At 64.4% G+C, this 12,654-nt stretch carries 9 protein-coding genes; 1 reads left to right on the top strand and 8 read right to left on the bottom strand.

Annotated features, from left to right (window positions below):
- Nucleotides 1-22: 22 nt before the first annotated feature.
- The 3 genes from ACLJPD_RS22710 to ACLJPD_RS22700 all read right to left on the bottom strand — a co-directional run bounded on the left by ACLJPD_RS22710 (nucleotide 23) and on the right by ACLJPD_RS22700 (nucleotide 4,836).
- Nucleotides 23-2,170, bottom strand: coding sequence for a fumarylacetoacetate hydrolase family protein (locus ACLJPD_RS22710; RefSeq protein WP_410874722.1), 2,148 nt, complete (start codon nucleotides 2,168-2,170; stop codon nucleotides 23-25).
- A 279-nt stretch (nucleotides 2,171-2,449) separates the two neighbouring features.
- The gene (locus ACLJPD_RS22705; RefSeq protein ID WP_410874721.1) at nucleotides 2,450-3,676 is read right to left on the bottom strand and encodes a hypothetical protein; all 1,227 of its coding nucleotides are present in this window, start codon (nucleotides 3,674-3,676) and stop codon (nucleotides 2,450-2,452) included.
- Nucleotides 3,673-4,836 carry a pyridoxal phosphate-dependent aminotransferase gene (locus ACLJPD_RS22700; RefSeq protein ID WP_410874720.1) on the bottom strand — a complete coding sequence of 388 codons (1,164 nt, stop codon included), beginning with the start codon at nucleotides 4,834-4,836 and terminating at the stop codon, nucleotides 3,673-3,675. Before ACLJPD_RS22700 ends, ACLJPD_RS22705 begins: the two co-directional genes overlap by 4 nt.
- Before the next feature lie 334 nt (nucleotides 4,837-5,170).
- Here ACLJPD_RS22700 and ACLJPD_RS22695 point away from each other — a divergent pair, with 334 nt between their 5' ends.
- Nucleotides 5,171-6,550, top strand: a complete 1,380-nt coding sequence (locus tag ACLJPD_RS22695) for a hypothetical protein (protein WP_410874718.1) — start codon at nucleotides 5,171-5,173, stop codon at nucleotides 6,548-6,550.
- 108 nt (nucleotides 6,551-6,658) lie between these two features.
- On the opposite strand, the gene ACLJPD_RS22690 is transcribed toward ACLJPD_RS22695, so the two are convergent.
- The 5 genes from ACLJPD_RS22690 to ACLJPD_RS22670 all read right to left on the bottom strand — a co-directional run bounded on the left by ACLJPD_RS22690 (nucleotide 6,659) and on the right by ACLJPD_RS22670 (nucleotide 12,610).
- On the bottom strand, nucleotides 6,659-7,024 hold the full coding sequence (locus ACLJPD_RS22690; protein ID WP_410874716.1) for a VOC family protein: 366 nt from the start codon (nucleotides 7,022-7,024) through the stop codon (nucleotides 6,659-6,661).
- A 297-nt stretch (nucleotides 7,025-7,321) separates the two neighbouring features.
- Entirely contained in the window at nucleotides 7,322-8,824 is a 1,503-nt protein-coding gene (locus ACLJPD_RS22685) for a flavin-containing monooxygenase (protein ID WP_410874714.1), read from the bottom strand.
- Complete coding sequence (locus ACLJPD_RS22680) at nucleotides 8,821-10,680, bottom strand: acyl-CoA dehydrogenase family protein (RefSeq protein ID WP_410874712.1); 1,860 nt, start codon at nucleotides 10,678-10,680, stop codon at nucleotides 8,821-8,823. The genes ACLJPD_RS22685 and ACLJPD_RS22680 overlap by 4 nt, the downstream gene beginning before the upstream one ends.
- A gap of 327 nt (nucleotides 10,681-11,007) precedes the next feature.
- Complete coding sequence (locus ACLJPD_RS22675; protein ID WP_410874710.1) at nucleotides 11,008-11,679, bottom strand: GNAT family N-acetyltransferase; 672 nt, start codon at nucleotides 11,677-11,679, stop codon at nucleotides 11,008-11,010.
- 58 nt (nucleotides 11,680-11,737) lie between these two features.
- Complete coding sequence (locus ACLJPD_RS22670; protein WP_410874708.1) at nucleotides 11,738-12,610, bottom strand: MBL fold metallo-hydrolase; 873 nt, start codon at nucleotides 12,608-12,610, stop codon at nucleotides 11,738-11,740.
- Between the last annotated feature and the right edge of the window lie 44 nt (nucleotides 12,611-12,654).

Here is a 12,654-nt window from a genome sequence, read left to right as displayed (position 1 = left end):
CCCTGATCAGTGGATGCGGATATTACCCGAGCCGCGCTACCAGACCGTCGTGGTGTGCGCCCACCCTCACCGACAGCGACGCGAGTTTGCCGAAGAACTCGTCACGCATCACCCCGGTTTGTCGCAGAAATCGGTCGCCGTTGTAGCCGGTGCGCCCGTGCAGGACCCGCAGGTTGTCGAACAACAGCGCTTCACCCGCCGCCAACGGGTGCACGATCCGGTTCGCTGGGTCATAGGCGAGGGTGAACACCGTGCGAAGTGCGCGATAGGCCGCAAGCATCTGATCCTCCTCGACACACAGCGCGGACATGGTCCGTTCGTTGAGTCTCACCTCGACAATGTCGCCGCGGTGGTCGAGCGTGAACGCGGGAAGCTCCGAGACGATCGTTTGATCGGTGACGCGTCGTTCGTGCCGGATCGGGAGTGTGGTCAGCAGGTCGAAGACCTCGGGTTCGGTGCGGCGGAGAACTTCCGCGACGTGATGGGAATCGACGAGCGTCGATATGCCGCCACCGTCACCGCTGGGCTGGATGCAATGGAAGATATTGATGCCGGTGGGCACAGCCCGGTACGTCTCGTCGGTGTGGGGCAAGATCGAGCCACCGAGGTCGGCGAGGATCGTCGGATCCCGCCGCGTGATCAGGTCGAACACACGACCGTAATGGGTTTCGCGCACATATCCGACCTCGGCGGCGAGCCGCTCGATCAGGTCGTGATCGGTGCCCGCGTTCGTCACGACGACAAAACCGAACTCATACACGGCGGCGTGCAGGCGCAATCGCTCGACATCGTCGACAAGTACACGCTGCCAGTCCACTGTCGGCATCTCAACGAGGGAACTGTCCCACAAGGTCTTGCGGGGCTCGCGCGACAGGCGCAGCATTGGCGGACTGTAGGCCCGCGACCTCAGCCATCGCGCAGGGAAGGTCGACTCGTGGTGGTCACCGGCCCACACGATCCGCAGTGTGGTGCCAAGGATCGACACCGATTCCGGGGCGGCATCTTCGGGGATGTCGAGGAACTTCTGCAGCCTGCTGCCGCTGTCGTGCGGCCCACATTTGAGGCAGGCGCAGTTGTCTCGCAACCACAGGTGGTGGAATCGGCTTGCCGATCCGTCGTCCCAGGTGAGCGACATCGAGTCGCGCTCCGTGTCGACTGACGTGATCGCCACAACATCGTCAGTTCGAGATGAGCCGAGCGCCAAAGGGTCTGGGTGCTGTGCTCGCTCGGACGCTTGAGCGGCACCGTCTGATCGTGGGGACAGGTGAGGCGCGATGACCGTGTTCTCGAGCTCGCCGATCCCGTTGATAAACACCTGGATTGTGTCGCCGTGGGTGAGGAATACCGGGGGGTCGACTTCGCCGAGATCGGACGGCGTTCCGGTGAGGATCACATCACCTGGCTCGAGTCGCACCAACCACGAGATCCGGCTGACCAATTCGCGCACGCCGAAGGTCATGTCGCTCGTGTGGCCGAGTTGGATTACTTGGCCGTTGAGGATGGTGCGGACTTCGAGGTCGTCGGGATCGCCGATCTCCTCGGGCGTGACCAGCGCTGGTCCGAGCGGGCCGAAGGTCGGCAGCATTTTGCCGCTGGTCCACTGAGAGGTCTGAAATTCGAGATCTTTGGCGCTGATGTCGTTGGCACAGGTGTATCCGGCGATGTATTGATCGGCGTCGGTGACGCCGACCCGCCATGCCGTCCGGCCGATGATCACCGCGAGTTCCCCTTCGGGAACGGCCTGGCGAGTGTTGTCCGGTATCGCGATGGGGGCCAGGTGAGCGTTCAACGCCGCAGCAGTCTTGTGGAACAGGTGCGGCTGCAGTGGCGGTGGTGCGCCGATCTGCGTGATGAAGCTGCGGTAATTCATGCCCACTCCGATCACTTTGCTCGGGTGGGTAATCGGCGCCAGCAAGGAGATATCTGTCTGCGGTGTCGTCGGTACCGTGAAGTGACCGTGCTGGTGGAACCATGCGGCTGCGGCGGCGATTCGATCGATCGCGTCGGCGTCGAGTACGTCGTGGATCGAACGAAACCGGCGTTCACTCGATCCCGCGGGCGATGCCGCGAGGAGGGCGTCGACCTCGACGACGCGATCACCCACCAGCACACCGACCGCGGTGGTGTGTTCGGGCAGGTCGCGATTCTCTGTATAGGTGACCAGGCGCATGTGCCTGACTCCTTTCAATGTCGTGGGCGTGGCTGCGAATACAGGCAGGGGGATGAGGATTGGCCGTTGCCTTGTACCGGGGTGCTGTCGACGACACGGACCACCACTGGCCTCGTGTCATCACCTGCGGGCTGACGAATGAGCGCGTTCTTGCCAACAGCTTCTGGCGGTGTTCTGAGGCCCGGCCTCAATGTTGTTCAGCGACTGCACATGTCGTCGCGCGCGGCAGGTGCCGACTTCCTGCGGGGCCCGCTGGATGTGGGCTGTGGCTTTTGCCGCTCACCGTGGTGTGGTCGTGCCGATCTGGGTCTGGATCACGGTCCGGACTTCCTCGGGGTCCGTGAGGCAGCGGTTGGTGGATTTGCAATAGTGCAAAACCCTCTGCACCGTGTCCTCGTCCGGTTCGAACCCGAAGGCGGTCAGCACCGTCTGGATCGCGCCGCGGCCGGAGTTCGGTCCGATCAGGATCTCTTGAATGCGTCCCAGTGCGTGTGCGCTGACACCTGAGTAGATGCGGTCCTCGAATGCGGGCCCCAGACGGCGGGCTTTGACGATCGCGGCGGCGTGGGTGCCGGTGGATGTGCTGAAGGCGTCGGTTCCCACGATCGGCATATTTGGCGGCACAACGACATCGAGGCTGGTTCGGATCAGGTCTGCCATCGCGGTCAGCTGGTCGATCCGGAAACGGCCACCGCGCATGTGGAGCACGTGGATCAGTTGTTCCAGCGCGATGTTGCCGGTGCGTTCGCCGACTCCCAACCACGTACCGCTCGCGATCCTCGCGCCACCGTCGATCGCGGCCAGCGCGTTGGCCAGCGCAAGGCCCCGGTCGTTGTGACCGTGCCAGGCCAGGGCGATCCCCGACCCCTCGAGCTCGGCCCGTGCGAAGGCGACGTGCGCGCGGGCACCTTCGGGCAGGCAATCACCGGCGGTGTCGTTGAGAACGACGCAGGGTGTGCCGAGTTCACGAGCCAGCGCGAGCGCTCGCCGCAGGTCTTGCGGGCTGGTCCGGGTCGAGTCTTCGAAAGCGACCCGGTAGTCCAACCCGTTCGCCTCGGCGATGGCTGCCACCTGATGCAGCTGTTCCAAACAGCGATCCAGCGTCCATCCCTCGACCTGCATGCGGATAGTGCTAGTCGGAATGTAGAGATCGACCAGCACCTCGACCGAGGACTGTTGAGCGATTCTGAGGATCGGCTCGATGTCGCGTTCGAGTGCTCGGGCCATCAGAATCGGTGTGATCGGCAAGTGCTGGTTCGAGATGTGAGCGACCAGCTCGGCGCACAGGTTCTGTTCGGGTTCTGATGCCGCGGGGAAGCCGAGAAAGGCCATCCGCACACCGATCTCAGCCTCGAGATCGAGGACTTGTCGGCGGTGATCGAGCGAAGGTCGGCTCGCTCGCACGCTCTGCAGGCTGTCGCGAAGATCGTCTTCGACGACGACGTCGGAGTAGCTACGCGTCGGCTGCGTGTTCCACGAGTGCGTCGTGGGTGTGGTGGGGGTCATTGAGGGGCCACCGAAGTGAGCGAACGGCAGATCTCGCCCAGGCGTGCGGCTCCGCGGGAGAAGGTGTCCGGGTCACGGGACAAGGCGATACGGAGGTAGTTGTCTCCTTGGGATTCATCCGACCAGAAGAAGTGGTTGCCCGGTAGCACGTGGACGTCGTGTGCTTGCAGTGTGGCCGTGAGCTGCTCGGAGGAGATCGGCGCGTTGATCTTGACCCAGGACACGCTCATGAACGGGCGCTCCACCGGCTCCAGGAACGTGTCGGACAGTTCGGTATAGAGCACCGATCGGTTCGCTGCGATCACCTCGCGGATGTGGGCCAACCCGTCCTGGCGGGACAGCCACAGGAAATCGGTCATCATCGCCATCGTGAAGGGCGAAACGTGGAGCAGGAAATCGGAATTGATGCGCGCGATCGGCTCGACCAGGCGCTTGGATACCGCGATGAACGGCGCCTTGAGCTCGACGGTGGGCCAGGTTTTGCCGGTGTCCTCGATGAAGATGCAGTCCACGTCCGCATCGATGATGATCCGATACTGGTCATAGACTTCGTCGAAGGGCAGGTAGAACCGGAAGCAAGTATCGAGGATGAGTGTCTTGCCCTGCTCGCGGCAGAACTCGGCGATTCGAACGAGGTTGTCGCGGGCGATGGTGACACCGGAGGGGTTGTTCGGGCTGACGAGGAAGATCACGTCGGTGTCGATCGATTCCAGGAACTGTTGAAACTCACCGCCCGCTGTGGCGACCTTCTGCTCGGGGAACACCGTCAGGGGGATCTGGTGGCGCCGCAGGATGTCCTTCAAGTTGTCGAAGCACGGTTCGATGAGCGTGACCGACAACTTGTTCAGTCGCAGGTAGTTGGCGATGATTTCGATGCCTGACGAGGCCGTGAAGCAGGGGAAACGCTCGAAGTGGTCGGTGTCGAGCGTTTGTCGTCCCAGGGCGTAGAAGCAGTCGAAGTATTTCGCCTCGATCGCTTTGTACTCGCGCCGGTCGACTTGCCGGAATTTCTCCGGCGTCGAGTCGATGACAACCATCTCGGCTTGGCTCCACGCCCGGTAGGCGTGGCCGTCGGCCATGTTGTATTCCCTCGCCAGGACAGCGACCTGCAATTCGGTGAGGTTGTGGACGGCGGCGGAAATTTCGGAGGTCACGGTCATGGAAACTCCTTGTGCGAGTGCATCGGTGGTCAGGTCGGGCATGTTCGGATGTGTTCACGACCGCGACGGCTCGGCGGTAAGTGTCGTAGCCGGCGAGAGGTGATCCTCGTCGAACTCTGCTGTCCGGCAACGCATTGCGGCCGACTGGCTAGTCCCCAGAATCGTTGTCGAGCTGGTCTGTGTGTCCAACCACTTCGAGCACACCGCGAACCACGCCGAGCCGACAGTGGTGCACTTGGTGCAATCCGGTGCACTTGGTGCAATCGGTCGTCGAACTTGAGTAGAGTCACCGCCATCACACCGCTGATGGACTGGACATCAGGAGGCAGACGCGGTGACCGAGTCACAGCTAGCGACCTCACTCGATGACCTGGGATGGACTCCAGAAACCTTGGCGCGCAAGCTCATCGAGTTCTCTTCGTTGCACGGACAACGCCAGTACGTCAACGAGAAGACGCCCTACAAATGGCTCAAAGGCCACAAGCCCCGGTCGCCATGGCCGCAACTTATCGCCGCACTACTGAGCGCTGAACTCTCGCGACCGGTAACCCCCGAAACGCTCGGTTGGCCGACGTCTGGCAAGGCTGATCAGAAGCCATTGGTGCCCGCATACAGCGGACTGGCACTACCGTGGACCTTCGAAGGGGCCGTGCACGCGATGCGGGCAGTTACGGAGGCTGATCCCATGGACCGGCGGGTGTTTCTCACCGTGATGGGGGCCGCGTTGAGCGCGCCCGCCCACGAATGGCTCATCGCCGCCCCGATTCCACACCTGAGCCGGACCGGGAAGTCCCGACGAGTCAATATCAGCACCGTCGACGAGCTCGATCTCATGAACGCGAGCCTGCGCCGACTCGATGACGGTGGCGGAGGAGACGCGCTACTGAACATGGTTCGGGCGCACCTGCGCCAAGTGGTAGGGCTGATCGACTACAGCAGCTACACCGACCTCGTCGGCCGCCGCCTGTTCAGTAACGCCGGAGAATTGCTTCGCCTGGCTGGATGGCTTGCCTTCGATGGCGGACAGCACCCACGTGCCCAGCGATTCTGGCTTGGCGCGCTTCGGGCGGCCCACACCGCCGGTGACCACGCTCTGGCGGCCAACACGCTCGGGTTCATGAGCTGCCAGGCGAAAGATATCCGAGAGCCGCGTGAGGCGGTCACCCTCGCCGAGTCCGCGCGGCTCGGCTACCGCGGCGCGAGTCCACGTGTTTCAGCGATCCTGGCTTTGCGCGCGGCAGAAGCTCACGCCACCAGTGGGTCAACGACCGAGTGCCGACGTGCGATCGATGACGCTTTCGCACACCTCGACTCACCCACTACGACTGCGCCGGATTGGTCCTATTGGCTCGATCCGGGCCACGCACACGGGCAGGCCGGATTCTGCTATTTGAGATTGGGTGACTACCCCTCCGCACGACGCCACTTCCGTCACGCATTGCGCATGCAAGATCCCAGCGCCCAGCGCGAAAGCGCCCTGCGCTACACCTTGCTGGCGACCACCTACGTCCGGCAGGCGGAACCCGACCTCGACCAAGCTCTCGCTTTAGCCGGGAACGCGGTCGAAATTCTCACCGACGACGTCAGCTCGAACCGGTGCATCGGGCACCTGAACACGCTCCTGCGCGACCTGGCTCCCTACAGTCGGCAACCAGCTGTTCACCAACTCGCCGAGCAAGTCCGATCACTTCGGGCGGTCTCATCCACCGCGTGAGCTCGTGGTCAGACCGGCTGGTGGTACGACTGTGCCCGGCGATCTGGCACCGACTGTTGTGAGCTGGATGTGTATGTGGTGCCCACCCGAGCCATACGCTGGTGGATGTCAGGAAGACGTTAGACAGAAGGGGTGGCCGGCCGGATCCAGGAGTACTCGCCAGCGTCCGTCGCCGGGCTGATCGTCCGGCTTGGTCGCGCCGAGTTCCAGAGCTAGATCTTCCGTCGCATCGAGGTCGTCAGCGCGGAAATCCAGGTGGAGCTGTTGTGGCACATTCTGACCCGGCCACTGCGGAGCCCGGTATCGGTCAACCCGCTGGAATCCCAGGTCGAAGCCGGAGTCGTCGGTCAGAGCGACGAACTCGTCCGTACCGAAGAGTTCGCGCATCCCGGTCAGTGCACCGTAGAACTCCGCCAGCGTCTGCGGATCGGCGCAGTCCAGAGTCACCCCTCGCAGTACAGCACCTGGCACCATTCGCTCCTTCATGTCCGCGACTCGGTCTCCGCTACGCTCGTGCACGCGGTCACCGGCAACAGCCACACCGTACTCGCCACATTCATCGCTGAGGTAGCGATTTATCCCCGCCTCCGAGCAACGGCTGGCTGTGACCGGCGCTTTCGATACAGCCCTACGTGCCGGTTCCCGCCGAATACGCAGGGTCCCGTCCACGGACACCGACAGGCATGACCGTAAACTCCTTCCCGGAGTTGGCGGCTCTCGCGGCGAGCCACCCACAACCGACGAACCAGACTGCCCCCTAGCGCTCCCATTTCACGCGCCGGACACGCCAGCTCTTGCGCTCGATGCCACCATCGCGAACGAGGAAAATGGGTCGCTCGCTGCTACCGCGGTTTCGAACTCACCGACGGTTCCCGGCCACGCGTTGGTGATGGTGCCGTCTGGTTGCTTCCACCACGACGTGGCTACGCCCTTGCGCCAGATAGTTCGGGCGAGGGCCTTGTCCAGAGCATCGAGGTAGTTCGTCATTGCCCATTCGGTTACCTCCACCGGTGCAGCCAAACCGGCGGTGAGGGCCAGGCAGCGCGTGATGTATTGGGCTTGATGTTCCTTCATCGACGGGTTGCTGTTCGAGGGGGTGAAAGAATGCGGCCCAGCAATCATGTAGGTGTTGGGGAAGTTCGGTACAGCGAGCCCGTAGAACGCGGTCGGACGCCCTTGGCGCCGCCACTGGTCGTGCAGGTCCACACCGCTGCGGCCCCGCACCTGGACACCAGATAGAAATTCTCGTGCACGGAACCCGGTGGCCCACACAATGATGTCTGCGCGCCGCTCGGTGCCGTCGATGGTTCGTATCCCGTCCGGGACAAGCCGATCGATGCGGTCGGTGACCAGTTCGACGTGGGGTTGGGTCAGCGCCGGAAGGTACCCGCTGTCGATCAGAATGCGTTTCTCGCCGAGTCGGTAGTTCGGTGTGAGTTTGCGGCGCAGCTTCCGATCGCGTACTTGCCGTCGAAGATGGGCCCGCGCAGCGTATTCGACGGGTCTCGCTGACCATCCTGCGTGCATGATCGGTGCGAGCACCAAGTCCGCGCCGCGCAAGATCGCTGTCCGGTACAGGTCGTGCATGCCGGGCACGTGCGTCAGCGCCCACCGTGATATCCGGCCGAACGCAGCGGCCGGTTTCGGCAGGACCCAGGCCGGCGACCGCTGGTACACGGTCACTTCGGCTGCGGTGCGTGCCAGCTCTGGAATCATCTGTGCCGCTGACGAACCCGTGCCGACGACGGCGACTTTGCCGCTCAGATCAGCGGTGTGGTCCCATCGCGCGGAGTGGAACGCACGGCCGCTGTAGGTCTCCGCTCCCCACAACTGCGGCGTCGAGGGTCGATGGAGCTGGCCGAGGGCCCACACGACTGCTGTGGTGTGGATCAGCTCGCCCATGTGGGTGGTCAGCGTCCACGTGCCGCCGGTATCGGAGTAGTCCGCGGCCACCACGCGGGTATTGCAGCGTAGATGCGATCGCAACCCGTTGCGGTCGGTGACCTCGCGCATGTACTTCAGGATCGCCGACTGGCTCGGATAACGGACGTGGGCGTCGCGGTAGGGGTCGAAAGCGAAGCTGTACAGGTGCGCGGGCACATCGCACGAGCAGCCCGGATAGGTGTTCTCCCGCCAGACGCCGCCAACCTCGGGTCCGCCCTCGACGACCAGAAAGTCTTGCACGCCAGCTTGTTTCAGGCGAAAGGCCATCGTCAGTCCCCCGAATCCGGCGCCGACGACCACGACACTGTGCCTGGTCTCGGTCCTGGTCATGGCCGCGCCTGCTCACCGCGCGACGGCACGTCAGCGCCGTGTGGCGAGGGCGACCAGCCAGTCCATTCCTGCCACCACCGTAGGTAGTCCGGGGCGGCCATCGGTGCATCGAATGCCTCCAGCGCGATGTCGAATCCGTCGACCAAGGTGCTCAGGTGCAGACCCAGGAACTCCCGGTGACAGCTCAGTTCGTCGTGAACGCGTTGCGCGCGCCGTGGTGTCAGCTGCCGGTGCGCGGCGAACCACGTGCCGCGGGAGAGGATTCGTTCCAGCGCATACACCGCGGTAGCCGCCTCGAGCAAGCCCCGCGCGCGGGCGTCGTCGGTGGTTGTCGAGGCATGCCACAACGCAGTTGCTGCGAGTCGTTCGCTGGTCGCGGCGGCGAGTTCGATAGCGGCGGTGTCGCCGTCGATCGCGGTACCCGACACCGTGATGTCGCCGCATCGCAATCCGGTCGCGAGCTCCAACTCGCGTTCGATAAGCATCCGTACGTACCAGGGCAGATGTCGCGGTGTGTTCGGCAGGGCGAGGGCGGTGATGTCGCAGGAGGCGAGTTGTCCGGCTTGCTTCCACAACAGCTGCGACTCGCCCTCGGCGGTGATGATTCCTTCAGTGTTGCCGAGCCAGTCGCCAATCCAGTTGGTACGCAACACCCCTTGCGCGCCGCTGCGTTGCCGACAGGTCAGTAGTACCTGGTGTGCGGTATAGGCGAGCAAGGGTTTGGCCAGCATCGACCACACCCCCGAGAGCGGATCCCCTACCGGTGCGTCGGCGGCCATGTCCTGAATGCGGCGGGCGAGAACGCTGGTGGCGTAGGTCGCTGCCAGCGCGGAGACCAGATCGCGACGGACGGTGCCGCGATCGGCCATCAGGGTCCGACCACCGGGTCGGCGCTGTCGGGCGTAGTTGACCGTGACCGCCAACCCGGCTCGCGCGCTGGCCGCAGCCGCGCCTGCCAAATCCAGTCGCCCCTGTCCCAGTGATGCGACCGCACGGTGGAACCGCGCCCGCACCGGCACCGTGGACTCGAGCCCGTGCTCGGCCATCACCGCCCACGTCCCGCCGAGCAACCCGTCGCCGGGTACGAATACCTTGTCGAATTGGATCAGCGCGTGATCCATGGGCGCCCAACCTTTATCGGGCAGTGCCGCTACACGCAGCCCAGGCGTGAGTCCGTGCTCGGTGCGCAATCTCAGCAGCAGCGGCAGGACACCTTCGTCGCACCCATCGACGATCACGCGGGCGGTGACCACGCCGGTCTTGGGGGTTGTTTCGTCGGCGATGTTGGGCATGAACTTCCAGCTCGCGGTGTCAGGTGAGTGCAGCCAGAACCCACCCCGGGCTTTGTCCCAGGTGGCGGTGGTTCGTTGGTCGGCGCCGTTGGTGCCGCCGAGTTCGGTCAACAGCAGCACTCCTACCGTCTCACCGGTATCGAGTTCGCCGGACAGGTCGCGCTGGTAGTCGGACCCGTTGCCGAGGGCGGCGATCGCGCCGATCGATAAGTCGAGATGGCCGGTCAGGACCGGCAGAAGGTGCGGGGCGCAGATCGCGGCCCACTCACACAGCACACCGCGCAGCCGGGGGTCAGCGGCGATGGCGCTACCCGATCCACCCAGCGCCGCGATCGTTGCTCGCAGCAGTTGCGGTGCCAGCCTCGCTTCGGCCGCCGAGGTCAAACCGGATCGGGGCCGGTCACCGAGTCCAGCGACCACGGCGCGCACGCGGTGGTGCACGGTGTGTGAGGTGCCGAGAATCGCTGTTCGCAACGCGTCGACGGTCGAGTCGGTAGGTTCGGAAATCCGCGGGCGGCCCGCATCGGGGCGCACGGGATCGGCGGGGACATCTACTGTGGTCATGGCAGAGCTCTCCAAGTGTCTGCATCTGCTCTGTGGGCGGTGGCGACCGCTGCGCAGAGTGTGTTTTCGGATGTCTCCCCGTGCTCGCGGGGAGACATCCGTTCCGGTATCCGGGGAGACTGTGCGCCTGCGTAGTGACGCGCTCCCGGTCTCAGTCGCGAACAGAACGGTCCACAACAACCGCACTGCTTTCGGAAGAATTCGGGTGGCCCACGATCACGCGCCGGGCGCGGAGACGACAAGCGATGAGATGGCTCGGGAAGAACTTCCCGGCTGACCCCGCAGGCGGGCCGCACGAAACAGCGTCGATGGACCACGTTTTCGTCGTCAGCGCAGACCATGGGTGAATATTCGATCTTCGGGCGCCGCGGTGACAGTCAGGTCGATGCCAGCGAGTGGGTTGAACTGGACCGCTGTACCGGATTCTCGCACGGTCAGTCCTGCTGCCCGATAGAAGCTGGTCAGCGCCGAGGTGTTGGGGAATTGGCCGTAGAGGACGTGGGCCTTCATGGCTTTCGCGGCTGCGGCAGCCGCGTGCACGAGCGCGGTTCCGATCCCGGTATGACGGTAGGGCTCGTCGACGGCGAGGACCTGTATTTCGGCGGTCCGCAGGAGTGCGAGCAACAGGTGGTCGGGGCTGATGACGATAGCGCGGGTGAGCAACCACAACGTCGGTCCGGTCAGGACGCCACCGACGATGCGGCCGTCAGCGACCGCGACCAATGCGGTGGTGCGGGTCGCGGCGGCGGCGGGCACACCGTGGGTGTCGAGGGTATTGCGTACGGTAGCGCGATGGGTGACACGGTCGCTGTCGAGCAGCCCCTCCCGGTGGAAGCCGAGCAGGCTCTCGACGAGGTAGTCGGGATCACCGATCCCGCACATGGCGGCCCACCGCACGAACTGGTGTAGTTCGGCCTCGCTGTCGATCTCGCGCACCGCGACACGTGCGCGCGAGTCGGTTGCAGTGGAGTCGGTATGAGTGGTGTTTCGTTCGATCATCGGGTTCTCCTAGGACGAAAGTGTCAGCCCGTGTAGGCCGGTGGAGTACTGAACTGGGTCAGTGAAGGGTCTGGACGGGTTGCCAGTGATGGGCACCGTTGACGGAGGCGACGTGGCCGAATTGGATGTCGGCGAAGGTCATGCCGAACCCGAGGACATTGGGCCGTGTGAGCTGGTCGATGAGCCATCGGGCGGTGGTGCGGGATCGGTCGGGGTCGTGGTCGGCGACGCTGGTCAGGTGCGGGTGGGTGATCTGGACCGGTGTGGTGATGGCGTCGCCGAGGACAAGCAATTGCTGCTCACCGGTGGTGAGTCGATAGCTTGTGTGGCCGGGGCTGTGTCCGGGGGTCAGGACCGGGGTGACGCCGGGGAAGATCTCGTCCTCGCCGATGGTGTGCACTCGGGCGGCGAGGATGTCGAGTACTTCGGTTGGGGTACCGGCGGCGATGGCGTGGTCGCGGTGTTGCCATTCGATGTCGGCGACGAGGATCGGGGTGTCGGTCAAGCCGGTGGCGGTGGGGTCGAAGGGGGACTGCCACAACCATCCGAGGCGATCGATGTGTAGGTGGGTCAGCGCGACCAGTTCGATATCGGCGACGGTGCGCCCGGCGGCGGCGAGGCTGGTGAGCAATTTGCCGCCTCGAAGGATCTCGATGTCGGTGGGGACCGCCCACGGTCCGAATCCGGCGTCGATGAGCATGGCGCGGTCGCCGTGCTCGATCAGTAGTGCACCGATGCTGGCGGCGAGGTAGCCGTCGCTGTCGATGAGGTCGGCGAATTGCCGCCAGATCTGGTCGTCGGCGTTGGGAAGCCAGCGTTGGGGGTCGATGCGGGCGACACCGTCGGGCAGGTAGGTGACGCGGTGCTCACCCAGGTTGATACTGCGCAGGTCGACGGCTTCGCGGTGGAGACGATCGCGGACGATGGTCATGTCAATTTCTCCTGGTGAGGGTTGTGCCCGAGACCGGGTGTCTC

The sequence above is a fragment of the Nocardia sp. A7 genome (assembly GCF_046549215.1).
In the GTDB taxonomy this organism is placed as follows: domain Bacteria; phylum Actinomycetota; class Actinomycetes; order Mycobacteriales; family Mycobacteriaceae; genus Nocardia.
The sequence above is the reverse complement of the archived record's forward strand: the minus strand, read 5'-3'. Positions and strand labels throughout refer to the sequence as shown.